Here is a 24,497-nt window from a genome sequence, read left to right on the forward strand (position 1 = left end):
CCGCTTGGGGGGGGGGTCCGCGGCCGGCCGCGCCTCCTTCTGCCCACTCCCCTTTCCTCCGGGCCCCCCCGTCCCTGGGGCGGGCGCGGGGGGCCGCCCCCCCCCCCCCCCCCACCCCAGCTGAACCCGCGTCAGCCACCGGCACGGACCTCACCACCCGACGGTCGAGGACCGAACCCCAGCACAGCGCAGGACGGCACCCGGCAGAGCCGCCGAAGGCCGAGACAGAGGGAGAAACCACATGGCCAGCAAGGCTGAGAAGATCGTCGCCGGTCTCGGCGGCATCGACAACATCGAAGAGGTCGAAGGCTGCATCACCCGCCTGCGCACCGAGGTCAAGGACGCCTCCCTCGTCGACGAGGCCGCCCTCAAGGCCGCCGGCGCCCACGGCGTCGTCAAGATGGGCACCGCGATCCAGGTCGTCATCGGCACCGACGCCGACCCGATCGCCGCCGACATCGAGGACATGATGTGAGCTGAGCCACCCGGGCTCGCACACCACCGCTCCACCACCCACGGCCCGCCGACCCGCTCAGGGGGACGGCGGGCCGAGGCACATCCGGAACCGGCGATCGGAACGGCTACGCTCAGTGGCTATGTCACGTATCGACGGCCGCACCCCCGACCAGCTCCGCCCCATCACCATCGAACGAGGCTGGAGCAAGCACGCCGAAGGCTCCGTCCTCGTCTCCTACGGCGACACCAAGGTGCTGTGCACCGCCAGCGTCACCGAGGGCGTCCCGCGCTGGCGCAAGGGCAGCGGCGAAGGCTGGGTCACCGCCGAGTACTCCATGCTCCCGCGCGCCACCAACACCCGCGGCGACCGCGAATCCGTCAAGGGCCGCATCGGCGGCCGCACCCACGAGATCAGTCGGCTCATCGGCCGTTCGCTGCGCGCCGTCATCGACCACCGCGCCCTCGCCGAGAACACCATCGTCCTCGACTGCGACGTCCTCCAGGCCGACGGCGGCACCCGCACCGCCGCCATCACCGGCGCCTACGTCGCCCTCGTCGACGCCGTCTCCTGGGCCCGCGACCGCAAGCTCCTGCGCGCCAAGGGACAGCCCATCACCGGCGGTGTCAGCGCCGTCAGCGTCGGCATCATCGACGGCGTCCCCATGCTCGACCTCCAGTACGAGGAGGACGTCCGCGCCGAGACCGACATGAACATCGTCTGCACCTCCGACGGCCGCTTCGTCGAGGTCCAGGGCACCGCCGAAGGCGCCCCCTTCGACCGCGCCCTGCTCGACCGGCTGCTCGACCTCGGCACCCTCGGCTGCGCCGAACTCGACCAGATCCAGCGCAAGGCCCTCGAAGGCTGAACCGCCCCCCGGGGCAGAACTCTTCGGGCTGAACCGGGCCCGGCCCGCTGTACACGCGCGGCCCGCAGCCCGTACGGTTCCCGCAGCACCCCGCTGCGGGAACCGCGCCCCGTCCGCGCGCGTCCTCCCCACGGAACCCGCGCCCCAGGAGGACCGGATGGCCTCGTCGAGCATCGCCCGCCCCGCCGCCCTCGCCGTGGCCGCACTGATCGCGATCCTCCCGCTCAGCATGGTGAGTTGCTCCGCCGCCCAGAAGGCCATCGACTGCGGCAACACCGCCGTCAAGGTCACCGGCGACCTCGCCGACCTCACCAAGGCCTACGACAACTCCAGCAACGACTCGGCCGCCGCCGGCAAGGCGCTCCAGAAGCTCAAGGGCGACCTCGACCAGATCGGCAAGAACTCCAAGAACACCGACGTCGCCAAGGCCGTCACCGACCTCAAGACGCAGGCCGACAAGGTCCAGCAGGCCGTCGACCGAAACCAGGCCCCCGACCTCAAGCCGCTCGGCGACGCGGCCGGCAACCTCACCTCGGTCTGCACCGGCTGACCCCCCCGCCGGATCTCGGTAGGGTGGGCGATATGTCCACCCGCCTGATCCTCGCCACCCGCAACCAGCACAAGGTCGCCGAGCTGCGCGCCATCCTCGCCGACGCCGGCCTGGACGTCGAACTCGTCGGCGCCGACGCCTACCCCGAGATACCGGACGTCCCCGAGACCGGCGTCACCTTCGCCGAGAACGCCCTCCTCAAGGCCCACGCCCTCGCCCGCGCCACCGGACTGCCCGCCGTCGCCGACGACTCCGGCCTCTGCGTGGACGTCCTCAACGGCGCGCCCGGCATCTTCTCCGCCCGCTGGGCCGGCAAGCACGGCGACGACCTCGCCAACCTGAACCTGCTGCTCGCCCAGCTCTCCGACATCGCCGAACCCCACCGCGGCGCCCACTTCTTCTGCGCCGCCGCCCTCGCCCTGCCCGACGGCACCGAGCGCGTCGTCGAGGGCCGCCTCCTCGGCACCCTGCGCACCACCCCGGCGGGCGACGGCGGCTTCGGCTACGACCCGATCCTCCAGCCCCTCGGCGAGACCCGCACCTGCGCGGAACTGACGGCGGACGAGAAGAACGCCATCAGCCACCGCGGGAAGGCCTTCCGCGGCCTCGCCCCGGTGGTCAAGGACCTCATCGGCTGACGCACCGTCCGCTGAACACCGAAGGCCCGCCCCGGGATGATCCGGGGCGGGCCTTCGATTCTTAGGCTAGTGCGGCCTGAGGGACTCGAACCCTCACGAGATTTCTCCCACGGGCACCTAAAACCCGCGCGGCTGCCGGTTACGCCAAGGCCGCAAGGCTCTCAGTCTAGAGCTTCGGCTCCGGTGGCAACACCGCGATTCGCGGTGGCGCCGCGGGCTCGTGGCGCCGCCGCGGACGGTCGCCGCTGCCGATGGGGTGGCAGTTCGGGCAGGATGGGTGGCGGGTGGTGGGCCGGACTCCCGACCGGGCGGGTTTCGGCCAGGGGTGACCGGTTTGTCGAGGGGTTCCGACCTGTGATGTTTGGTTGTTGATTACCAATTGGTACAGACCTATTGACCTATGTGGTTCAGACCACATAGCTTCTGCGCCAATTGGAATCCCCCACGTGCGTGCTCCCCCACAGGTACGCGCCGACACTCTCTCCTGGAGGACCGAGTGTTGATCCGTAGTACGGCGGAGCGGCGTCCCACCGCTGTGATCCGCCGCAAGAGTGCCCGGGCGGGCGTGGCGTCGTTGGCGGCAGTCTCGCTGGCGGGGCTGTTGATGGCGACGCTGGGTGCGGCGCCCTCGCAGGCGTCGGCGGCCGTCGACAACGCGGCCTGTCGGCCGGACGGGCTGTACCAGACGCCCGGAGTGGACGTCCCGTACTGCTCGGTCTACGACACGAGCGGGCGCGAGAAGATGGGCGCGGACCACCAGCGCCGCATCATCGGGTACTTCACCGGCTGGCGCACCGGCAAGAACGGCGACCAGCCCTACCTGGTGAGCGACATCCCCTGGGACAAGGTCACCCACCTCAACTACGCCTTCGGGCACGTCGGCGGCGACAACAAGCTGTCGGTCGGCACGGACGGCCCGACCAACGAGGCCACCGGGATCTCCTTCCCGGGGGTGCCGGGGGCGGAGCTGGACCCGACGCTGCCGTACAAGGGCCACTTCAACCTGCTGACGAAGTTCAAGAAGCAGTACCCGAACGTCAAGACCCTGATCTCGGTCGGCGGTTGGACCGAGACCGGCGGCTACTTCGGGGACGACGGCAAGCGGGTGAACTCCGGCGGCTTCTACTCGATGACGGTCAACCCGGACGGCAGCGTCAACCAGGCCGGGATCGACACCTTCGCCGCCTCCTCCGTCGACTTCATCCGCAAGTACGGCTTCAACGGCGTCGACATCGACTACGAGTACCCGACCTCGATGAAGGACGCCGGCAACCCGCTGGACTGGCAGCTCGCCAACGCCAAGCGCGGTTCGCTGGCCAAGGGCTACGCGGCGCTGATGAAGTCCCTGCGGGAGAACCTGGACAAGGCGGGTGCCGCCGACGGCAAGCACTACCTGCTGTCGGTCGCGGCGCCGTCCTCCGGGTACCTGCTGCGCGGCATGGAGACCTTCCAGGTCGCCCAGTACCTGGACTACGTCAACATCATGTCGTACGACCTGCACGGCGCCTGGAACAAGTACGTCGGCCCGAACGCCTCGCTCTACGACGACGGCAAGGACGGCGAGTTGGCCGCCGCCAACGTGTACGGCACCGGCCAGTACGGCGGCATCGGCTACCTGAACGCGGACTGGTCGTACCACTACTTCCGCGGCGCGATGCCGGCCGGCCGGATCAACGTCGGCCTGCCGTACTACACCCGCGGCTTCAAGAACGTCCAGGGCGGCACCAACGGCCTCTGGGGCACGGCCTCCGCGACCAGTTGCCCGGCCGGTTCGGGCCTGACCTCCTGCGGTGACGGCGCGGTCGGCATCGACAACATCTGGAACGACAAGGACGACGCGGGCAAGGAGTCCCCGGCCGGGTCGAACCCGATGTGGCACGCGAAGAACCTGGAGAAGGGCATCCTGCCCGACTACCTGGCCAAGTACGGCGTGACCGACACCGCCCTCCAGGGCAGCTACACCCGCAACTACAGCTCCTCGCTGGTGGCGCCGTGGCTGTGGAACGACACCAAGAAGGTGTTCCTGTCCACCGAGGACGAGCAGTCGGTGGGCGCCAAGGCGGACTACATCGTCAACCAGGGCGCCGGCGGCACGATGATCTGGGAGCTCGCCGGCGACTACCGCTGGGACGCCACCGCCAACGGCGGCAAGGGCGAGTACGTGCCCGGTTCGACGCTGACCTCGCTGATGTACGACAAGTTCAAGGCGGCGAGTCCGTACGGTGCGCTCCGCTCGACGGTGGCGCTGCCGCAGCAGACCCTGCCGATCGACGTGTCGTTCACCAACTTCGCGCTGGGCGACTCCAACTACCCGATCAACCCGAAGCTGCACATCGTCAACAACTCGACGGTGACCCTGCCGGGCGGCACCGAGTTCCAGTTCGACTACAGCAACTCGGCGCCGGGCAACGCCAAGGACCAGTCCGGCTTCGGGCTCCAGGTGATCAGGCAGGACAACCCGGGCCCGGGCAACGTCGGCGGGTTGAAGGGCACCTACAACCGGGTGTCGGTCAAGCTGCCGGGCTGGCAGTCGCTGGCGCCGGGCGCCTCGGTGGACATCGACTTCGTCTACTACCTGCCGGTGTCCACGCCGTCGAACTGGACGGTCAACGTGGGCGGCACGCTGTACGGGATCAAGGGCGACCTGACCCGGGGCGCGGTGGACGGCGGCACGCCGACCCCGACGCCGACCCCGACCGGCACGCCCACCGGGACCCCGACGGGCACGCCCACCGGTACGCCGACCCCGACCCCGACCGCGACCCCGACCTCCGGCGCCTGCACGGCCGCCCCGGGCTGGGACGCGGGCACCACCTACGCGACGCCGACCAAGGTGTCCTGGAAGGGCCACTACTACCAGAACAAGTGGTGGACCAAGGGCGACGATCCCTCCGCCAGTGGCGCCTGGGGCGTCTGGAACGACCTCGGGGCCTGCTGAGCCCGACGGCTCACGGCTGACGGCTGACGGCAGTCACCCGGGGTGAGGAACGGCGGTGGCGGCACACCCGGTCGGGGGGTGGGCCGCCACCGCTTCGTTCTCGTTCGGGAGGCTCAGGCCTCGACCTTGAGGTCGCGCAGCAGCTTGGCGACGTGGCCGGTGGCCTTGACGTTGTAGAGGGCGCGCTCGACCTTGCCCTGCTCGTCCACGACGATCGTGGAGCGGATCACGCCCTGGTAGGTGCGGCCGTAGTTCTGCTTCTCGCCGTAGGCGGCGTAGGCCTCCAGGACCTTGTTGTCCGGGTCGGAGAGCAGGGTGACCTTGAGGTCCTCCTTCTCGCGGAACTGGCCGAGCTTCTCCGGCTGGTCCGGGGAGATGCCGATGACGTCGTAGCCGGCGCCCGAGAGGACCGCCAGGTTGTCGGTGAAGTCGCAGGCCTGCTTGGTGCAGCCGGGGGTGAGCGCCTTCGGGTAGAAGTAGACGATGACCTTGCGGCCCAGGTGGTCGGCGAGCGAGACCTGGTTGCCGTCGGCGTCGGACAGGCTGAATGCGGGTGCGGTGTCGCCGGGCTGGAGACGCTCAGTCACGGTCGTACTCTCCTGGAGGCTGGGACGGACGGTCGTACCACGGCAAACTTACCTCCGTTGGTGGGTGGGGCCGCGCGCCCGTGCGTGGCAGCTGACAAACTGGGTTGGTCGCAGAGGACGACAGGACTACATCGGCAAGTGAATGGGGTGGCCCGAGTGGGCGACGCGAGCACGCAGGACAAGCCGGCGCGGACGGCTGCGCAGATCGAGGCGGACATCGAGCGCACCCGTGACCGGCTGGCGTCGAACCTGGACGAGCTGGCCGTGCGGATCCACCCGAGCACCATCTCCGCGCAGGTCAAGGCGAAGGCGATGGCCACCGTCGAGGAGAAGACGGCCCGGGCGTACGTGGCCGCGAACGGCCTGGTGGAGAAGGTCAAGGCGCAGTTCGTGGACGAGAAGGGGCAGCCGCGCAAGGAGCGGATCGTCCCGGTCGCGCTGGTCGGCCTCGGCCTGGTGGTGCTGCTGTCTTCCTCGCGCAAGCGCCGCGAGGACTGAGCAGAGGGCCGGGCACCGGATCGGGCAGGACGTCCGGAGGGGCCGGGACGCCGATGGGCGGCCCGGCCCTTCCGCATGCCGGGCCAGCGTCACGCGCCGCGCCCGGGGGCGGTACCTTCGGGACCGTGAGTACGAACGACGAACCGACCCCTTCCGACCACGGGCACGACGAGGTGCGGCACGACCGGCTGGGCGAGAAGCTGCCGATCCGGATGCTGCACGACCGCGTGCTGGTGCGCATCGAGGGCAGCGAGGGCGAGCGCCGCTCGACCGGCGGCATCCTGATCCCGGCGACCGCGGAGCTGTCCAAGCGCTGCACCTGGGCGGAGGCGGTGGCGGTGGGTCAGAGCGTGCGCGCGGTGGAGCCCGGCGACCGCGTGCTGTACGACCCGGAGGACAAGCTGGAGGTGGAGGTCCGCGGCGCCACCTACGTGCTGCTGCGCGAGCGGGACCTGCACGCGGTGGCGGCGTCGCGCTTCGGGGACACGGAGGGGTCGACCGGGCTGTACCTCTGATCGGGCCGCCCTGCTGGCCGGGTGCCCTACGCGAGCAGGCCGCCGCCGTCGACGGTGAGGACGGTGCCGGTGGCGAAGCGCTGGTCCATCAGGTACGCGTAGGCCTCGGCGGTGTCCTCGGGGTCGCCGATCCGGCGGAGGGGGAGGGCGGCGGCGGTCCGGGCGTACAGCTGCTCGCGGTCGGTCTCGGGGAGGCCGGACCAGAGCGGGGTGCGGATCATCCCGGCCCGGACGGCGTTGACCCGGATCGGGGCGAGTTCCACGGCCAGCGCCCGGACGAGGGCTTCGACCGCGCCGCAGATGCTCGCGGGGACGCTCCAGCCCGGCACCGGGCGCAGGCCGGCGGTGCCGGAGGTGAGGGTGATCGAGCCGCCGGGGCGCAGCTGCGGGGTGGCGGCGCGGACGGCGTCGAGGGCGCCGAAGTAGCGCAGGGTGAAGAGGGCGCGGGCGGCGTCGAGGTCCATGGCGTCGACGGTCATCAGGGCCAGCGGGTCGCCTGCGGTGTAGACCAGGTGGTCGAGCGGGCCGAGGCGGTCGAAGAGGGCGCTGACCTGGTGGGTGTCGGTGAGGTCGGCGGTCTCGGCGGCGGTGCCGGTGGGCAGGGTGGCGAGGGCGCGGTGGGCGCTGTCGGGCCGGCTGGAGACGACGGTGACGCGGGCGCCGCGTTCGGCGGCGAGGGCGGCGGTGGCGAGGCCGATGCCGGAGGTGCCGCCGAGGACGACGACGTGCTGTTCCTTGAGGGGCATGGTCGTGCCTTTCGTGGTGGGGCGGGGGGCTTGGGTCGATGGTGCTCCGGGCGGGGTGGTGGCGTCCAAGACCTGTTCGGTCGGCTGTCATACCCTCGGGGTATCAGCGGGGAGTGGTGAGCGGGGTGGCGGTGGCGGTGGACGTCGATCTGCGGAAGCTGCGGTATTTCGTCGCGGTGGCAAGGGAGTTGCACTTCGGTCGGGCGGCGGTGGAGTTGCACATCGCGCAGCCGGTGCTGTCGCGGCAGATCCGGTCGTTGGAGGCGGAGTTCGGTGCGCAGTTGTTCCGGCGTGACCGGCGGTCGACCGAACTGACGGACGCGGGGCGGCAGTTGTTGGAGGACGCGCCGCCGTTGCTGGCGGCGGCGGAGGCGTTGCGGCGCCGGGTGGGGCGGTCGGGGGAGGGGTCGGGGGAGGGTCCGGCGCGGTTCGTGGTGGGGTTCATGCCGGGGGTGGCGGTGACGGCGGCGGTGCGGGGGCTGCGCGGGCGGCATCCGGGGCTGGCGGTGGAGGTGGTGCGGACCTCCTGGGCCGATCAGGCGCGGATGGTGCTGGACGGCCGGGTGGACGTCTCCTGCGTGCGGTTGCCGGTGGACCGGCAGGGTCTGGTGCTGCGTCCGCTGTTCGCCGAGCCGCGGGTGGCGGTGTTGCCGGCGGGGCACCGCTTGGCGGGTGAAGTGTCGGTCGTGATGGCCGAGTTGGGTGGTGAGCTGCTGCTGCAGGATCCGGACTTCGTGCCGGAGTGGCGGGATCTGCCGGGGGTGTCCGGGCGGCGGCCGGAGCGGTCGCGGCCGCGGGTGGACACGGTGGAGGAGAAGCTGGAGTACGTGGCGGCGGGGGAGGGGATGGTGGTGCTGCCGTTGTCGATGGCCGCCTTCTACACCCGTGCGGACGTGGTGCACGTGCCGGTGTCGGACCTCGCGCCGCACCGGGTGTGCGTGGCCTGGGCGGCGGGGCGGACGTCGCCGCTGCTCGCGGAGTTCGCGGAGTTGGCCGGGTCCGCGGCGGAGCACCTCGGTTCTGTCGGTGGCAGCCGCTAGGGTCCGGGCATGAGCGTCCCGGTGATCGGTGAGGTGGAGCGGCGGGCCCGGTTGGGGCGGCGGCAGTTGTTGGCGCCGTCGGTGCGGGCGGCGCGGGTGGAGGACGTGGCGGACGCGGTGGTCGGGCTGCACGCCACGGACGCGGCGACGGTGTACCTGTCCGCGTGCGCGCGGCTGGCGGAGCCCTCGGTGGCGGAGGTGGACCGGGCGCTGTACGAGGACGTCTCGCTGGTGAAGCTGCTGTCGATGCGGCGGACGATCTTCGCGGTGACGGAGGGCCTGGCCCCGTACGTGAGTTCGGGGGCGGCGCGGGCGATCGCCGCGAAGGAGCGGGCGGGGCTGCTCAAGCACCTGCGCGACCACGCCGAGGGCTGGGACGAGGCCCGGCTGGCGGAGGCGGAGCGTGCGGTGCTGGCCGCGCTGGCCGTGCGCGGCGAGGCGACGACCAAGGAACTCGGCGACGACGTCCCGCAGTTGCGGGAGACGATGCTGATGTCGGCGGGCAAGGCGTACGAGGCGAAGCAGAGCGTGGGCAGTCGGCTGCTGCGGCTGCTGGCCTCGGACGGGCACGTGCGCCGGTGCCGTCCGCGCGGGTCCTGGTTGAGCAGCAGCTATCCGTGGGCGCTGGTGCCGCAGTGGCCGGACGTGCCGGTGCGGGAGGCGAAGGCGGAGGTGGTGCGGCGCTGGCTGGCGGCGTACGGGCCGGCCGCGGTCGAGGACGTGAAGTGGTGGACGGGCTGGACGCTGGGGGACGTCCGGCGGGCGCTGGCGGACGTGGACGCGCGGGCGGTGGCGCTGGCGGGCGGTGCGGCGGCCGTGGTGCTGCCGGGGGACGAGGGGCCGGTGGCGGCCCCGGAGCCGTGGGCGGCGCTGTTGCCGGCGCTGGATCCGGCGGTGATGGGGTGGCGGGGGCGGGACTGGTACCTGCGGCCGGAGGACGTGCCGGCGCTGTTCGACCGGGCGGGGAACGCGGGGCCGACGGTGTGGTGGTGCGGCGAGGTGGTCGGCGGCTGGGCGCAGCGGGCGGACGGTGAGGTGGTGTGGCGGCTGTTCCGGGACGTGGGGGCGGAGGCGGAGCGGGCGGTCGCGGCGGAGGCGGGGCGGTTGGCGGGGTGGCTGGGGGAGGTGCGGGTGACGCCGCGCTTCCGTACGCCGCTGGAGCGGGAGTTGGTGGCGTAGCGGGAGGTTGAGGACGGGCCCTGGCGGGGGGCGGGGCGCGGCGTCACCCGGTCGCTCACTGGGCCGGGGCGGTGGCCGTTCCGGTGGGCCCGGTGGTGGCGGTGGGCGGGTTGCTGGGGCGTGCGGGCCGGGTCGGGGTGGGCCGGGTGCTGGGGGTGGGCTGTTCCTGGCTGGGGGTGGGCTGGGGGTTCTGCGGGCTGGGGGCGTCGGGGCCGGGCTGCTCGGTGGCGGCGGGGGCGCTGGGGGCGTGGCTGGGGGCGGTGGGTGCGGGCGCGCCGGTGGGGGCGGTGCTGGGGGTGCTGGTGGGGGAGGTGCTGGTGCTGGGCACGGCGGTGGGGGTCCAGGTGTCGGGCCCCTGGTCGCCGCGGCCGGTCTGCAGGTCGAACTGCTGGGTGGGGGTGCCGTTCAGGGCGGCGGTCATGTAGTCGGTCCAGATCCGGGTGGGGAAGGCGCCGCCGTTGACCCGGGTGAGGCCCGCGGTGCCGGCCAGCGGCTCCTTGGCGTGGGTCTTCGGGTTCTCGCGGAACAGGCCGACGGTGGTGGTGAGTTCGGGGGTGTAGCCGGCGAACCAGGCGGAGAGGTTGGCGTCGGTGGTGCCGGTCTTGCCGGCGGCGGGGCGGCCCAGGTCGAGGGCGGCGGCGCCGGTGCCGCGGGGGCTGACGACGTCGCGCAGGACGTCGGTGACGGAGTCGGCGACGGTGCGGCCGACGGCGTCGGTGGCCTTGTGGTCGGGCATCTTGGGGACGTCGATGGCGCCGCCGGGGTTGACCCGTTCGAGTTTCTGGACGGACCAGGGGGTGTGCGCCTGGCCGTGGTTGGCGAGGGTGGCGTAGGCGCCGGCCAGGTCGAGGGCGCTGGGGGTGGCGGTGCCGAGGGTCATCGAGGTGTTGGCCGGGTCCATGCCGCGGACGCTGTCGGGGATGCCGAGTTTGACGGCGGTGTCCCGGACGCGGCCGAGTCCGGCGTCGACGCCCTCCTGGGCGTAGACGGAGTTGACGGACTTGACCATGGCGTAGCGCAGGGTGATGTTGCCGTAGTCGACGTCGTCCTCGTTGGGCGGGGCGTACGGGGTGGGGCCGCCGGTGACGGGGCGTTCGCTGGTGCCGTCGTAGCGGGTCTCGGTGGTGATCGGGCGGCCGTCGACGGAGTGCTGGGCGATCAGGCCGGCGGCGAGGTCGACGGGTTTGAAGGTGGAGCCGATCTGGTTGTCCTGGCGCAGGGCGTCGTTGAAGGGCTGCTTGGCGTAGTCGGGGCCGCCGTAGACGGCGACGACGCGGCCGGTGGCGGGTTCGACGGAGGCGCCGGCGACCCGGACGTCGGTGTCGGTGGCGGGGCGGGCCTTGGGGTCGAGTTCGCTGGTGAGCTCGGACTGGACGGCCTTGACGAAGGCGTCCTGGCGGGGCTTGTCGAAGGTGGTGGTGATCCGCCAGCCGCCGGCCTTGAGGGTGGCGGCGTCGATGGTGCCGGAGGAGATGAGGTAGTCGTCGGCGACGCCGACCAGGTAGCCGGCCTGGCCGGCGAGTCCGGTGGCGGGCTGGGGGTCGATGGGTTCGGGGAAGGTGGTGGCGGTGCGGTCGGCGCTGGTGAGGAAGCCGAGTTGGACCATGCCGTCGAGGGCGTAGTTCCAGCGGGCGAGGGCCTTCTCGCGGTTGGCGGGGGTGGCGGTCCGGACGTCGTAGAGGCTGGGGGCCTGGAGCAGGGAGGCGAGGTAGGCGCCCTGGCCGAGGGTGAGTTGGGAGACGTCGACGCCGTAGTAGGCGTGGGCGGCGCTCTGGATGCCGTAGGCGCCGCGGCCGAAGTAGCTGCTGTTGAGGTAGCCGGCGAGGATCTCGTTCTTGCTGCGCTGCTGGTCGACCTTGAGGGCGATGAAGAGCTCGCGGCCCTTGCGTTCGAAGGTCTGGTCCTGGGTCAGGTAGTAGTTCTTGACGTACTGCTGGGTGATGGTGGAGCCGCCCTGCATGCCCTTGCCGAGCAGGGTGTTCCAGCCGGCCCGGGCCATGCCCCTCAGGTCGATGCCGCGGTTCTGGTAGAAGGTGCGGTCCTCGGCGGAGACGACGGCCTGCTGGGTCGGCAGGGGGATCTGCTCGATGGTGACGTCGGTGCGGTTGACGGCTCCGGTGCGGGCGATCTCGGTGGTGCCGTCGGCGTAGAGGTAGATGTTGTTCTGGGCGGTGGCGTGGGCGTTGGGGTCGGGCACCGGGACGATGACGTAGAGCACGGCGAAGGCGCCGACGGCGAGCAGCAGCAGTGCGGTGAGGGTGCCGAGGGTGATCCGCCAGGTGGGCAGGAGCCGGCGCCAGAGGGGGAGGGCGCGGCGGGCTTCGCGGCGGGCGGCCCGTTTGGCCTGGCGGCGGGTGCTCAACGTCATGGCGGGATTATCTGCTATTTGACGTGGGTTCAGCGGCGGCGGGGGTCTGAACTGCGTGGTTGCGCGTGGCGGTGCGCGCGCCCCGGGGTGCGTCGGAAATCCGGGTGCGGGCTGTGGGGGCCGGCGGTACGGTGAAAGGTGCAAATCGCATAGCGCGTCCACTTCGTCAGCTCCGCACGTCCGGCCCGGTACCCCCGGGGGCGGTCGGTCGGGGCCGCTGGGGTGTGCGCCGACGTCGCGCGGCGCCCGTCTGCGCCCGCAAATGTCGATAAGGAGACAATATGCACGGAGCTTCCACCGCGGAGGCGAGGCCTCCCGATACCGGCACCGCCCTCGGGCTGTACGCCGCCGTCGCCCGCGGCGCCTTCCGCCGCTACTCCACCTACCGGGCCGCCACCCTGGCCGGGACCTTCACCAACACCGTCTTCGGGGTCATCCTGGCCTCCTCCTTCCTCGCCCTCTGGCAGGCCCGCCCCAACCTCGGCGGCTACGACCAGGGCCAGGCCGTCACCTACATCTGGGTCAGCCAGGGCCTGCTGGTCACCGTCGCGGTCTGGGGCGGGGGCTTCCAGGACGAGATCCAGGACCGCTTCCGCAGCGGGGACATCGCCGTCGACCTCTACCGTCCGGTCGACTTCCAGGGCTGGTGGCTGGCCACCGACCTCGGCCGGGCCGGCTTCCAGGCGCTGGTCCGCGGCACCGTGCCGATGCTGTTCGGCGCCCTGGTGTTCCGCACCCGGATGCCCGAGCGGCCGCTGACCTGGGTGTTCTTCCTGCTCTCGGTGCTGCTCGCGCTGCTGGTCAGCTTCGGCGTGCGGTTCCTGGTCTCGATCACCGGCTTCTGGCTGCACGACTCGGAGGGGGTGCGCGCGGTGAGCCTGGTGGTCTCGATGTTCTTCTCCGGGATGCTGCTGCCGATCGTTCTCTTCCCCGGCTGGCTCGGCGACCTGGCCCGGGTGCTGCCCTGGGCGGCCCTGGTCAAGGTGCCGACCGACGTCTTCCTGGAGCGGGCGGGCGGCACCGGGCTGCTCCGGGCGCTCGGCTTCCAGCTCGGCTGGGCGGCCGTGCTGCTGGCCGCGGGCCGGGGCGCGCAGTGGCTGGCGACCCGCCGGGTGGTGGTGCAGGGTGGCTGAGCCGTTCCTCGCCCGGACGTCCTGGGCGGTCCGCTCCTGGTGGATCTGCGCCCGGATGTGGATGCGCTCGATGATGGCCTACCGGGCCTCCTTCCTGCTCAACCTGCTGGCCAGCCTGGTCACCCACTCGCTCGACTTCGTCGTGCTGGTGATCATGTTCCGGCACACCGACCAGCTCGGCGGCTGGCGCCTGCCGGAGATCGCCTTCCTCTACGCCACCGCGACCTTCTCGCTCGGCATCGCCAACCTGCTGGTCGGCTCGGCCGACGGCCTCGGCGTACGGATCATGAACGGTTCGCTGGACACCATGCTGGTCCGCCCCGCGCCCGCGCTCTCCCAGCTGTGCGCCGAGCGGTTCACCCTGCGCCGGCTCGGCCGCCCGCTCCAGGCCGTGATCGTGCTCGGCTGGTCCCTGACCGCCCTGGACGTGCACTGGACCTGGGACCGGGTGCTGCTGGTGCCCGTCCTGCTGGTGTGCGGCAGCGTCATCTTCGGCGCGATCTACGTCGGCGGCGCCACCGTCCAGTTCTGGTGGGGCGAGTCCAAGGAGATCCAGAACTCCTTCACCTACGGCGGCGCGACCCTGCTGCACTACCCGCCGACGGTCTTCGCCAAGGAACTGGTGGCCGGGGCGGTCTTCGGCGTCCCGCTGGCCTTCGTCAACTGGCTGCCCACTTTGCGCATCCTCGACCGGCCCGACCCGCTCGGGCTGCCCACCGCCTTCCAGTACGCCTCCCCGGTCGCCGCCGCGCTCTGCGTCGCCGCCGCCGGGCTGGCCTGGCGGGCCGGACTGCGCGCCTACCGCGGCACCGGCAGCTGACCCCCCGTACCGAAAGGACCCACCGTGGCACTGATCGAACTCCAGGACGTCCACCGCACCTTCACCGTGCGGGCCCGCACCGGCCGGTTCAGCCGGGTCAAGCGCGAGGTGCGCGCGGTCGACGGCCTCAGCTTCACCGTCGAGGCCGGCGAGTGCGTCGGCTACATCGGGCCCAACGGCGCCGGGAAGTCGACCACCATCAAGATGCTCACCGGCATCCTCGTCCCCAGCTCCGGCCGGCTGCGCGTCGCCGGGGTCGACCCGGCCCGCGAACGGGTCACGCTGGCCCGCCGGATCGGCGTCGTCTTCGGGCAGCGCACCACCCTGTGGTGGGACCTCCCGCTGCGCGACTCCTTCGAACTCGCCCGCCGGATCTACCGGATCCCCGACCCGCGGTACCGCGAGAACCTCGGCCGCTGCGTCGAACTCCTCGACCTGGGCGGCCTGTTGGACACCCCCGTACGGCAGCTCTCGCTCGGCCAGCGGATGCGCGGCGACCTCGCGGCGGCCCTGCTGCACGACCCCCGGGTGCTCTACCTGGACGAGCCGACCATCGGCCTGGACGTGGTCAGCAAGGGCCGGGTGCGGGAGTTCCTGCGCGAGGTCAACCGGGACCGCGGCACCACCGTGCTGCTCACCACCCACGACCTCACCGACATCGAGCAGCTCTGCGGCCGGGTGATGGTGATCGACCACGGCCGGGTCGTCCACGACGGCGGGCTGGACGGGCTGCACGCCGCCGGGCGCAGCGAGCGGACCCTGGTGGTCGACCTGGCCGAGGCCCGGCCGGCGATCGAGGTGGCCGGGGCGCGGGTGGTGAAGATCGAGGGGCCGCGCCAGTGGCTGGCCTTCCCGGCGCAGGAGAGCGCGGCGCCGATCGTGGCGGCGGTCGCGGCGCGGTACCCGCTGGTGGACCTCTCGGTGCGGGAGCCGGCCATCGAGGACGTGATCGCGCGGATGTACGCGGAGGTGGCGATCGGCTGAGGGCGGCCCGGGCCGGGGCGGTGGCCGTTCGGGGGTCGACGGTTCGGGCGGGCGTTCGGTGCGCGTCACCCGTCCGGGGAGGGCAGGTGACTCCCCGGCGGGCGGCCGAGTTGGACCGTGCATCGCCGCCGGTCAGCGCGCCGGCGAACCGCCGCTGCCCCGGAGGCCCGCCGCCCGATGACCGTACCCGACGTGACCGTGGTGGTCGCGGTCCACAACACCGTGCCGTACCTCGCCGCGTGCCTGGACTCGCTGGTCGGGCAGTCCCTGGAGCCGGGGCGGCTGGAGGTGGTGGTCGTCGACGACGGCTCCACGGACGGCGGCGAGGTGCTGTTGGACGAGTACGCGGCCCGGCACCCCGGGGTGTTCCGGGTGGTCCACCAGCCCGACCCGGGTGGCCCGGCGGGCCCCACCGACCGCGGCGCGGACCTGGCCCGGGGGCGGTACGTGCTCTTCCTCGGCGCCGACGACCGGCTCGGCGAGGAGGCGCTGGAGCGGCTGGTCGCGGCCGCCGACGCCTGGGGCTCGGACGTGGTCCTCTCGGACCGGCCGTTCACCCTGGAGGCCTGCCTGCGGGCCGTCCGGGTCTCCGTCCCCGCCGACTACGACCACTACGTCCTGGTGCTGCGCGAGGACCGGGGCAACGCCACCGAGCGGGCCTCGGTGCTCGACCGGCTGCGCGGGATCACCGCCCTCCAGCAGGTGGCCGCCGAACTCGCGGATCCCGGGGAGGAGTTGGACGCCATTCGGGTGCGCAGCTTCGCCTGGGACGTGCCCCGGCTGCTCCAGGACGGCTTCCTGTTGCTGGACGACGGGCTGCAACGGCGGGTGTGCGCCGAGGTCGGCCGGATGATCGAGTGCTTCGGCGCCCGCGCGGTGTACGACCGGCTGCCGGTCACCGCCCGGCTGCGGCTCGAACTCGCCGCCGCCGTACGGCCGGGGGCGCTGCGTGACCAGATCCGCTACGAGGCCGCGCACGGCGACCCGCCGGTGGTGGCGGTCGGCCGGCGGCGCTACGCGGGGTACCCGGCGTTCCGGGACGCCCGGCTCGGCCTGCCCGACGGGCTGTTCCTGCTGGGCGAGGAGCCGCTGCCGGTGGACGTCCCGCCGCTCAACCTCGCCCAGCAGCTGTGGCGCGGCGTCGTCCCGGAGCAGCTGCGGCGCGGGCTGCGGCGCCACCCGGTGTGGCGTCGGCTCGCCAACTCGGTGAACGGAGGGCGGGGATGAGCGCCGATGCGGGCCTGGACGTGGGCCTGGACGATCGCGGTTCGGACGTCGGCGGTCCGGACGTCTGCGTGGCCGCTGGAGGCGGCCGGTTCGGGGGCGTGCTGGGCGGGGCGTGCGGCGGGTCGGAGGCGGCCCGGCCCGGGTGCGCTTCGGTTCCGGGGGCGTGTGATCGCGGGGCACGCCCCCGTCCGCGCCGGTCAGCGGGCAGACTGGCGGGGTGAGTGACGAAGCCTTCAGCGGGACCGGCCCCGGGGTCCGGTTCACCGCGGCCGACGAGCAGAAGAGACACGGCGTCCGCCGGATGAAGACCATCGCGACCGGCCTGCTGGCCTTCGCGACCCTGGTCTTCGCCCTGGCGACCTGGGCGAAGGCGGCCGGTGCCGGCCCCTGGGCCGGGTACGTGGCGGCCGCCGCCGAGGCCGGCATGGTCGGCGCGCTGGCCGACTGGTTCGCCGTGACGGCGCTGTTCCGCCGCCCCTTCGGCCTGCCGATCCCGCACACCGCGATCATCCCGACCAAGAAGGACGCCTTCGGGCGCTCGCTCGGCGAGTTCGTCGGCGACAACTTCCTGGCCGGCCACGTGGTGCGCGGCCGGCTGGCCGCGCTCGGCGTCGGCCGCCGGCTGGGGGAGTGGCTGGCCGCACCGGGGAGCGCCGAGCGGGTCACCAAGGAGGCCTCGGCGGCGCTCCGCGGGCTGCTCGCGGTGCTGCGCGACGACGACGTGCGGGCGGTGGTCGCCGAGGCGGTGACCAGGCGGGCCGCCGCGACCTCGGTGGCCGAGCCGATGGGCCGGATGCTGGGCAAGGTGGTCGCGGACGGCGGCCACCACGGGGTGGTGGACCTGGTCGCCGTCCGGGCGCACGGCTGGCTGACCGACAACCACGAGGACGTGGTCCGCAAGGTCACCCAGAAGACCCCGGGCTGGACCCCGAAGTTCCTCGACCACCAGGTCGGCGAGCGGGTCTACAAGGAGCTGCTGCGCTTCGTCACCGACATCCGGGACGACCCCGAGCACCCGGCCCGCGGCGCGATCGACAACTTCCTCGCCGACTTCGCCACCGAGCTGCAGAACGACCCGGAGACCATCGCCCGGGTCGAGCGCGCCAAGGGCGAGCTGCTCGCGCGCCCCGAGGTGCAGGACCTGATCAACTCCACCTGGGCGGCCGTGCGCACCCTGGTGATGGGGGCGGCCGAGGACGAGGACAGCGAACTGCGCCGGCGCATCCGCGACGGCGTGCGCCGCTTCGGCGAGCGCCTGGCCACCGACGCCAAGCTCCAGGCCAAGGTCGACGGCTGGCTGCAGGACGCCGCCCAGTACCTGGTCGACACCTACCGGACCGAGATCACCTCGCTGATCTCCGAGACGGTGGCGGGCTGGGACGCCGACGAGGCCTCGCGCAAGATCGAGGCCAACGTCGGGCGGGACCTCCAGTTCATCCGGATCAACGGCACGGTGGTGGGCGCCCTGGCCGGGCTGCTGATCCACACCGTGGCGGTGGCCCTCGGCGGGTGATCCCGGGCCCGGGCCTATCCTTGCCAGCACCAGTCGGTACGCGCGTAGAAGCAGAGAAGAGGGAACCACCGTGGTCCAGCCGGACGGAAGTCGGATCGGCCCCAACCCCAGCAGGACCGGGCCGGGCGACCGGAGCATCGAGGCGTTCATCGCCGGGATGCCCAAGGCGGAACTGCACGTCCACCACGTCGGCTCGGCCTCGCCGCGGATCGTCGCGGACCTGGCCTCCCGCTACGCCGGGCAGTCGAAGGTGCCGACGGACCCGGCGGCGCTCGCCGAGTACTTCACCTTCACCGACTTCGCGCACTTCATCGACGTCTACCTGAGCGTGGTGGACCTCGTCCGCGACGCCGAGGACGTCCGGGCGCTCACCTACGGCGTGGCCGAGGACATGGCCCGGCAGAACATCCGCTACGCCGAGCTGACCCTCACGCCGTACTCCTCGGTCAAGCGCGGCATCCCCGACGTGGCCTTCATGGAGGCGATCGAGGACGCCCGGCTGCGCGCCGAGAAGGACCTCGGCGTGGTGCTGCGCTGGTGCTTCGACATCCCGGGCGAGGCCGGCCTGGAGGCCGCCGAGATCACCGCCCGGCTGGCCACCGACCTGGCCCCCGAGGGCCTGGTCAGCTTCGGCCTGGGCGGCCCGGAGATCGGCGTGCCGCGGCCCCAGTTCAAGCCGTACTTCGACCGGGCCCGGGCGGCCGGGCTGCGCTCCGTCCCGCACGCCGGTGAGACCACCGGGCCGGAGACGGTCTGGGACGCCATCCGCGAGCTCGGCGCCGAGCGCATCGGGCACGGCACCCAGGCGGTGAAGGATCCGGCGCTGGTCGACCACCTGGGCGAGCACCGCATCCCGCTGGAGGTCTGCCCGACCTCCAACATCGCCACCCGGGCGGTGGAGCGGATCGAGGACCACCCGATCAAGCGGATGGTGGACGCCGGGCTGCTGGTCACCGTCAACAGCGACGACCCGCCGATGTTCGGCACCGACCTCAACACCGAGTACGCGGTGGCGGCGCGGCTGCTGGGGCTGGACGAGACCGGGGTGGCGGCGCTGGCCCGCAACGCGGTCGAGGCCTCCTTCCTGGAGCAGGCGGGCAAGGCGCGGCTGGCCGGCGAGATCGACTCCTACCTGGCGGGCTGGCAGCAGCAGCGCTGACGTTCCCGCAGGTCAACCGCCCCGTCGACGTCGTCGGCGGGGCGGTTCGCGTGGTGCCGCAGGTGCGGCGCCGGAGGTGGCGACGGACATGGCGCCGAGGGTGGTGCCGGGCGTGGCCGGAGGTGGCACCGGACGTGGCGCCAAAGTGGTGCCAAAAACGCCTCGACATGGCGCCACGGCTGTGCCATGCTCTAGCCATGGACCTCACGCCGTACGTCGAAAACCTCCGGAACGAGCTCGCGGTGGCTGCCGCCACCGGTGGGGACGAAGCGCGGGCGCTGGCCGACCGGCTGACGCTCCCGCTGGAGTCGGCCGTGCGGCTCACCCTGCTCAACGCCCTCTCCGCCGCCATGGGCGAAGTCACCCGTGACCTCGCCCCGGGCTCGGTGGACGTGCGACTGCGCGGCCTCGACCCCGAGTTCGTGGTGACGGCGCCGCCCGGTTCCGCCGGCTTCCACGGCGACGCGCCGCCCGCGATGCCGAGCGTGCTGTCGCCCGTGGTGCCACCGGTGGCGCCGCCCGTGGTGCCACCGATAGTGCCACCCGCGCTGCCGGTGCCCCCGTCCGTGACGCCGGAGTCGGACGACAGCGGCACCGCCCGGATCAACCTGCGCCTGCCCGCCCACCTCAAGGCCAGGGCGGAGGAGGCCGCCGGGCAGGAGGGCCTCTCGCTCAACGCCTGGCTGGTCCGGGCCGTCGCCGGAGCGGTCGACGGCGGTGCCCGGGCCGCCCGCCCGGCCGCCGAGCTCGGGTCCCGCGCCGTCCGCGGCGTCGGAGGCCAGGGCTTCACCGGCTGGGTCCACTAGCGCCCCCGCAGCACCGCCGGTCCTGCCGGCCCCGCCAGACCCACCGCCCCTGCAACGTCACCCCCGCTCCGACCAGCGGGAACACTCACACGAGTCAAGAGGACGGCACAGCCATGCCCACGTACGAGACCGACGGACAGATCTCCGTCTCCCTTGAGTTCGAGATCGGCTCGGTGTGGATCCGGGCGAGCAAGCGCACCGACACCGTCGTCGAGGTCCGGCCCACCAGCGCCGCCAGGGACGCGGACGTCAAGGCCGCCGAGCTGACCCAGGTCGATTTCTCCGGCGGCCGGCTCACCGTCAAGGGCCCCAAGCAGCGCACCGTGTTCTCCAGCAAGAAGGGCTCGATCGACCTCACCGTCGAGCTGCCCGCCGGCTCCGAGGTGCACGCCGACTCCCCGATGGCGGACTTCGTCACCGAGGGCCCGCTCGGCGACTGCCGGATCAAGACCTCCATGGGCCGGATCCAGCTCGACCGGGCCACCGGCGCGCGGCTCAAGACCGACATCGGCGACATCCGGGTCGGCACCGTCACCGGGGACGCCGAGGTGACGGGCTCGGGCCGGATCGAGGTCGGCTCCGTCGGGGGCCGGCTGACGGTCAAGAACAGCCACGGCGACACCGAGATCGACGAGGTGCGCGGCGAGCTGGCGGCGAACGCCTCCAACGGCCGGATCCACATCGGCCTCGCCGAGGGGGACGTCGAGGCCAAGACCGCGAACGGCCACGTCCGGGTCGGCCAGGTCGTCCGGGGCAAGGTCGGCCTCCAGGTCGGCGTCGGGGACATCGAGGTCGGCATCGCGGAGGGCACGGCGGCCTGGCTCGACGTGCACAGCAAGTTCGGTGCCGTCCGCAACGCCCTCGACACGGCCACCGGTCCGGGCGAGGCCCGGGAGACGGTCGAGGTCCGCGGCACCACCCAGATCGGCAGCATCCTCATCCGGAGGGCCTGATGGCGGCGACGACGGCGAACCCGGCGACGGCCCCGGTCGCGAGCACCGCGGCGATCTCGGTGACCGGCCTGACCAAGAACTACGGGGACAAGGCGGTGCTCAGGGGCGTCGACCTGTCCATCCCGGCGGGCAGCGTCTTCGCCCTGCTCGGGCCGAACGGCGCGGGCAAGACCACCACCGTGGAGATCCTCTCCACCCTGATCCCCGCCGACGGCGGCACGGTCCGGGTGGCCGGGCACGACGTGGCCCGCCAGGCCGACGGGGTGCGGAAGGCGATCGGGGTCACCGGCCAGTTCTCGGCGGTGGACAACCTCCTCACCGCCGAGGAGAACCTGATGCTGATGGCCGACCTCAACCACCTCCGCCGTCGGGAGGGGCGGAGGCGGGCCGAGGGACTGCTGCGGCGCTTCGAGCTCGACGAAGCCGCGCGCCGGCCGGTCGCCACCTTCTCCGGCGGCATGCGGCGCAAGCTCGACCTGGCGATGACCCTGGTCGGCGACCCCGAGGTGATCTTCCTGGACGAGCCCACCACCGGGCTGGACCCGCGCAGTCGGCGCACCATGTGGGAGATCATCCGGGGCCTGGTCGCCGACCACGGGGTGACGATCTTCCTCACCACCCAGTACCTGGACGAGGCCGACCAACTCGCCGACCGGATCGCCGTCCTGGACGACGGCCGGATCGTCGCCGAGGGAACGGCCGAGGAGTTGAAGCGGATCGTCCCCGGCGGGCGGATCCGGCTCCAGTTCTCGGACGCCGACCGACTCGCCGCCGCCGCGGCGCTGTTCGACTACGCCACCGCCGACGCGGAGGCCCTGCGGCTGGACATCCCGGGGGACAACTCCGTGCTCACCGTACGGGCGGTGCTGGACGCGCTCGACAACGCCTCCGTGCCGGCCGAGTCGCTGGTCGTGGAGACGGCCGACCTGGACGACGTCTTCCTGCAACTCACCGGAGAGGGTGCACGATGAGCACGGCGACGTACGTGGTCAGCGACTCGCTGACCATGCTGAGGCGCAACCTCAAACGCGCGCAGCGGTACCCGGCGATGACCTTCTCCGTCGTGGTGATGCCGGTGATGATGCTGCTGCTCTTCAACTACGCCTTCGGAGGCGCGTTGGGGGCCGGCATCGGGGGCGGGAGCTACATCGACTACGTGACGCCGGGGATCGTCCTGATGACGGCGACGTCGGGGGCGGTCGCCACGGCGGTCGGTGTCTGCGTCGACATGACCGAGGGGATCGTCAACCGGTTCCGGACGATGGCGATCTCGCGCTCGGCGTTCCTGACCGGGCACGTGGTCGGGAGCGTGATCCAGACGGTGGTCGCGCTCGTGGTGGTGACCGGCGCGGCCTTCGCCATGGGGTTCCGGTCGAGCGCCGGGCCGCTGGAGTGGCTGGCGGCAGCGGGCCTGCTGCTGTTCGTGACCCTGACGCTGACCTGGATATCGGCGGGGATCGGGCTGGTCTCCAAGACGCCGGAGAGCGCGAGCAACACGCCGCTGCCGCTGACCTTCCTGCCCTTCATCGGCAGCGCGATCGTGCCGCCGGACTCGATGCCGACCGTGCTGCGGTGGTTCGCCGAGTACCAGCCCTTCACGCCGATCATCGAGACCCTGCGCGGTCTGCTGATGGGCACCGGCATCGGCAACAGCGGCTGGATCGCCCTCGCCTGGTGCACCGGGCTGACGCTGCTCGGCTACTTCTGGTCGCGGAGCGTCTTCTACCGGCGGTGACGGGGGTACGGCCGGTAGCCGTCGGACGGTCCGGGAGGCGGGGACACCCGCCACCCGGGCCGCCGTGGCGTTCCGGGCCCGCTCCACCGCCGGGCCCCTGTAGTAAAGTCCGCGCCAAAGTTCGGCAAACCGGCGCAGGGGGGCGGGAGATGACCGTACGTCGCAGGTGGGCCGTCCGGGGGCTCCGGGCCGGCGCCCTGGCCGTGCTCCTGGCCTACGCGGCGGGCCGGTACGCCTCCCGCTCGGGGGGCCTGGTGGAGGTCGAGCGCCTGCTCGACCGTCCGGTGCCGCTGCTCGGTGCGGTCGTGGTGCTGCTCGTGGTCTCCGCGGTGCTCGGTGCCGGGTCCCGGGTCGGGGCGAGCAGCGGGGCCCGCACCGGGTTCGTTCAGATCGCCGTCGCGGGGTTCGAAGCCCTCGGCGGCGAAGTCGCGCGGGGTGCCGATCTCCTCCAGGGTGACGAAGTCCTCCTCGCCGCCGACCCGGGCCGCCCGACGGCGACGCCCCGCTGACGGTGACCTGCCGGCGGCGCCCTGCTGACGGCGACCCCTGATCAACAACGGCCCCTTGTAGTAAAGTCCGCGCAAAGCTCGGCAAAAGACCGCCCGGGGGGACGGATGACGGCGAGGCGCCGCAAGCAGGTCGCGTGGGTGCTCAGAGGTCTGGCACTCGCGGCGTTGCTGGTGTACCTGCCGGGCTGGCACGCCTCCCGTTCGGGCGGGTTGGTGGTGGTCGAGCACTGGCTCAACCGGCCGGTCCTGCTGATCGGATCGGCGGTGGTGCTGATCGTGGTCTCGCTGGTGGTCGAGCTGGAGTTCCGCACCTGGTTCTCGCAGATCGGCTGCGCTGCCCTGCTGGCCCCGCTCGTCGTCGCCGGGGTGCCGGTGCTGTTCCTGTCCTACGTGTTCAGTGGTGACGGAGGCCGGGAGGACCGTTTCGTCAGCCCGAGCCGCCCGGACCGGATCCTGAGCGTCACCAACGTCTCCGGCTTCTCCATCGACCCGGTCTACCAGGTGGAGTTGGAGGCCGGCACCGGCTGGTCCACCCGCCACTGGAGCATCGGTACCTGGGACACCCGGGACGGCGAATTCATCCGCGTCGACTGGTCCGGGCCGGACCGGATCACCGTCACCGGCCGCACCTCCCTCACCGTCTTCGAGGTCCTGCCCGACGGCAGTCTGGGCGAGCCCCGGGTGCTCCCCAAGCCGGCGCCGGTCGGAGCCGGATCCTGAACCCGAGGCCGATCAACCGCCCGCCTAGGCTGGCGTGGTGACGCAGGGGATCCGTGGGGGACGGGGAGTACGGCCGCGCAGGGTGGCGGCGGTGTGGGCGGCGGGGTTCGCCGAGGGGGCGGCGGTGCACGCGTACCAGGTCGGGAGCGGGGGGCTGCACGCCTACGCGTGGTGGCCGGTGCCGAGCCAGGTGCTGTTCCACGCGCTGCTGGTGCTCGACCCCTTGGCCGCCGTGCTGGTCGCCCGGGCGCGGCCGACGGGGGTGTGGCTCGGGGCGGGGGTCATGGCGGCCGACCTGACGGCCAACTGGTGGGCGAACTGGGACGACGTCCTGCGCCGTCCGCTCGCCTACCTCCAGGGCATGGTCGGGCTGCCGGCGATGACGCTGTTCGGGCTGTTCGTGTTCGTCACCGCTGCGCCGCTGCGCCAGGCGTTCCTCGGCACGGGCCCGGCTCTCCGCCCGCGCGGGGGGGTTCCCGGGCCCGGCCCGGGGGTGGGGGGGGGGGGTGGGGCGGGGAGGGGGGGGGGGGTGGCCCGGGGCGCACCACGCACGGATG

Annotated in this window: 24 protein-coding genes, 1 tRNA gene and 1 pseudogene; 22 read left to right on the top strand and 4 right to left on the bottom strand. The window is 72.7% G+C overall.

Features of this window, described 5'->3' with window-relative positions:
* Window positions 1-241: 241 nt before the first annotated feature.
* The 4 genes from ACFWXO_RS06130 to rdgB all read left to right on the top strand — a co-directional run bounded on the left by ACFWXO_RS06130 (window position 242) and on the right by rdgB (window position 2,510).
* Window positions 242-475, top strand: coding sequence for a glucose PTS transporter subunit EIIB (locus tag ACFWXO_RS06130; RefSeq protein WP_030060521.1), 234 nt, complete (start codon window positions 242-244; stop codon window positions 473-475).
* Window positions 476-596: 121 nt separating this feature from the next.
* The gene (gene rph / locus ACFWXO_RS06135) at window positions 597-1,322 is read left to right on the top strand and encodes a ribonuclease PH (RefSeq protein WP_375883110.1); all 726 of its coding nucleotides are present in this window, start codon (window positions 597-599) and stop codon (window positions 1,320-1,322) included.
* A 157-nt stretch (window positions 1,323-1,479) separates the two neighbouring features.
* Complete coding sequence (locus tag ACFWXO_RS06140) at window positions 1,480-1,872, top strand: hypothetical protein (RefSeq protein WP_375883113.1); 393 nt, start codon at window positions 1,480-1,482, stop codon at window positions 1,870-1,872.
* A 32-nt stretch (window positions 1,873-1,904) separates the two neighbouring features.
* A complete protein-coding gene (rdgB, locus tag ACFWXO_RS06145; RefSeq protein ID WP_380402746.1) occupies window positions 1,905-2,510 on the top strand; it encodes an RdgB/HAM1 family non-canonical purine NTP pyrophosphatase in 606 nt (201 codons plus the stop codon).
* A 70-nt stretch (window positions 2,511-2,580) separates the two neighbouring features.
* On the opposite strand, the gene ACFWXO_RS06150 is transcribed toward rdgB, so the two are convergent.
* Window positions 2,581-2,664 (bottom strand) — tRNA-Leu (locus ACFWXO_RS06150).
* Between the two features lie 450 nt (window positions 2,665-3,114).
* On the opposite strand from ACFWXO_RS06150, the gene ACFWXO_RS06155 reads away from it, so the two are divergent.
* Complete coding sequence (locus ACFWXO_RS06155; RefSeq protein ID WP_380522578.1) at window positions 3,115-5,448, top strand: chitinase C-terminal domain-containing protein; 2,334 nt, start codon at window positions 3,115-3,117, stop codon at window positions 5,446-5,448.
* Window positions 5,449-5,561: 113 nt separating this feature from the next.
* On the opposite strand, the gene bcp is transcribed toward ACFWXO_RS06155, so the two are convergent.
* Complete coding sequence (gene bcp, locus ACFWXO_RS06160; protein WP_375883119.1) at window positions 5,562-6,035, bottom strand: thioredoxin-dependent thiol peroxidase; 474 nt, start codon at window positions 6,033-6,035, stop codon at window positions 5,562-5,564.
* A gap of 156 nt (window positions 6,036-6,191) precedes the next feature.
* On the opposite strand from bcp, the gene ACFWXO_RS06165 reads away from it, so the two are divergent.
* Both ACFWXO_RS06165 and ACFWXO_RS06170 read left to right on the top strand, forming a co-directional pair.
* Window positions 6,192-6,533 (top strand): DUF3618 domain-containing protein, encoded by a 342-nt coding sequence (locus ACFWXO_RS06165; protein WP_375883121.1) that lies wholly within the window; start codon window positions 6,192-6,194, stop codon window positions 6,531-6,533.
* Between the two features lie 212 nt (window positions 6,534-6,745).
* Window positions 6,746-7,048, top strand: coding sequence for a GroES family chaperonin (locus tag ACFWXO_RS06170; RefSeq protein WP_380522579.1), 303 nt, complete (start codon window positions 6,746-6,748; stop codon window positions 7,046-7,048).
* Between the two features lie 26 nt (window positions 7,049-7,074).
* On the opposite strand, the gene ACFWXO_RS06175 is transcribed toward ACFWXO_RS06170, so the two are convergent.
* Entirely contained in the window at window positions 7,075-7,794 is a 720-nt protein-coding gene (locus ACFWXO_RS06175; RefSeq protein WP_380522537.1) for an SDR family oxidoreductase, read from the bottom strand.
* 137 nt (window positions 7,795-7,931) lie between these two features.
* Between ACFWXO_RS06175 and ACFWXO_RS06180 the strand changes: the two genes are divergently transcribed.
* Both ACFWXO_RS06180 and ACFWXO_RS06185 read left to right on the top strand, forming a co-directional pair.
* A complete protein-coding gene (locus tag ACFWXO_RS06180; RefSeq protein WP_380522538.1) occupies window positions 7,932-8,834 on the top strand; it encodes a LysR family transcriptional regulator in 903 nt (300 codons plus the stop codon).
* 9 nt (window positions 8,835-8,843) lie between these two features.
* Complete coding sequence (locus ACFWXO_RS06185) at window positions 8,844-10,013, top strand: winged helix DNA-binding domain-containing protein (RefSeq protein ID WP_375883136.1); 1,170 nt, start codon at window positions 8,844-8,846, stop codon at window positions 10,011-10,013.
* 55 nt (window positions 10,014-10,068) lie between these two features.
* Here the strand turns inward: ACFWXO_RS06185 and ACFWXO_RS06190 are convergent, their stop codons facing one another.
* A complete protein-coding gene (locus ACFWXO_RS06190; RefSeq protein ID WP_380522539.1) occupies window positions 10,069-12,381 on the bottom strand; it encodes a transglycosylase domain-containing protein in 2,313 nt (770 codons plus the stop codon).
* 281 nt (window positions 12,382-12,662) lie between these two features.
* On the opposite strand from ACFWXO_RS06190, the gene ACFWXO_RS06195 reads away from it, so the two are divergent.
* From ACFWXO_RS06195 to ACFWXO_RS06255, 13 genes and pseudogenes are all read left to right on the top strand, one after another.
* Entirely contained in the window at window positions 12,663-13,514 is an 852-nt protein-coding gene (locus ACFWXO_RS06195) for an ABC transporter permease (RefSeq protein ID WP_380522540.1), read from the top strand.
* Entirely contained in the window at window positions 13,507-14,334 is an 828-nt protein-coding gene (locus tag ACFWXO_RS06200; RefSeq protein WP_380522541.1) for an ABC transporter permease, read from the top strand. Before ACFWXO_RS06195 ends, ACFWXO_RS06200 begins: the two co-directional genes overlap by 8 nt.
* A 24-nt stretch (window positions 14,335-14,358) precedes the next feature.
* Window positions 14,359-15,318 carry an ATP-binding cassette domain-containing protein gene (locus ACFWXO_RS06205; protein WP_380398325.1) on the top strand — a complete coding sequence of 320 codons (960 nt, stop codon included), beginning with the start codon at window positions 14,359-14,361 and terminating at the stop codon, window positions 15,316-15,318.
* Window positions 15,319-15,495: 177 nt separating this feature from the next.
* Window positions 15,496-16,545 carry a glycosyltransferase family 2 protein gene (locus ACFWXO_RS06210; protein ID WP_380522542.1) on the top strand — a complete coding sequence of 350 codons (1,050 nt, stop codon included), beginning with the start codon at window positions 15,496-15,498 and terminating at the stop codon, window positions 16,543-16,545.
* Between the two features lie 217 nt (window positions 16,546-16,762).
* A complete protein-coding gene (locus tag ACFWXO_RS06215; RefSeq protein WP_380522543.1) occupies window positions 16,763-18,058 on the top strand; it encodes a DUF445 domain-containing protein in 1,296 nt (431 codons plus the stop codon).
* Between the two features lie 94 nt (window positions 18,059-18,152).
* Complete coding sequence (locus ACFWXO_RS06220) at window positions 18,153-19,217, top strand: adenosine deaminase (protein ID WP_380522580.1); 1,065 nt, start codon at window positions 18,153-18,155, stop codon at window positions 19,215-19,217.
* Between the two features lie 197 nt (window positions 19,218-19,414).
* On the top strand, window positions 19,415-20,023 hold the full coding sequence (locus ACFWXO_RS06225; protein ID WP_380522544.1) for a toxin-antitoxin system HicB family antitoxin: 609 nt from the start codon (window positions 19,415-19,417) through the stop codon (window positions 20,021-20,023).
* Between the two features lie 113 nt (window positions 20,024-20,136).
* Window positions 20,137-20,976: a DUF4097 domain-containing protein gene (locus ACFWXO_RS06230; protein WP_380522545.1), complete on the top strand. Its 840-nt coding sequence runs from the start codon at window positions 20,137-20,139 to the stop codon at window positions 20,974-20,976.
* Window positions 20,976-21,947, top strand: coding sequence for an ABC transporter ATP-binding protein (locus tag ACFWXO_RS06235; protein ID WP_380522546.1), 972 nt, complete (start codon window positions 20,976-20,978; stop codon window positions 21,945-21,947). The genes ACFWXO_RS06230 and ACFWXO_RS06235 overlap by 1 nt, the downstream gene beginning before the upstream one ends.
* Window positions 21,944-22,711 (top strand): ABC transporter permease, encoded by a 768-nt coding sequence (locus ACFWXO_RS06240; RefSeq protein WP_375883164.1) that lies wholly within the window; start codon window positions 21,944-21,946, stop codon window positions 22,709-22,711. The genes ACFWXO_RS06235 and ACFWXO_RS06240 overlap by 4 nt, the downstream gene beginning before the upstream one ends.
* Window positions 22,712-22,860: 149 nt before the next feature.
* Window positions 22,861-23,220 carry a hypothetical protein gene (locus tag ACFWXO_RS06245; RefSeq protein WP_380522581.1) on the top strand — a complete coding sequence of 120 codons (360 nt, stop codon included), beginning with the start codon at window positions 22,861-22,863 and terminating at the stop codon, window positions 23,218-23,220.
* A 105-nt stretch (window positions 23,221-23,325) separates the two neighbouring features.
* Window positions 23,326-23,940: a hypothetical protein gene (locus ACFWXO_RS06250; RefSeq protein ID WP_380522547.1), complete on the top strand. Its 615-nt coding sequence runs from the start codon at window positions 23,326-23,328 to the stop codon at window positions 23,938-23,940.
* Window positions 23,941-24,064: 124 nt separating this feature from the next.
* A pseudogene (locus ACFWXO_RS06255) lies at window positions 24,065-24,497 on the top strand (hypothetical protein); the annotation flags it as partial.

The organism is Kitasatospora sp. NPDC059088, assembly GCF_042738155.1.
In the GTDB taxonomy this organism is placed as follows: domain Bacteria; phylum Actinomycetota; class Actinomycetes; order Streptomycetales; family Streptomycetaceae; genus Kitasatospora.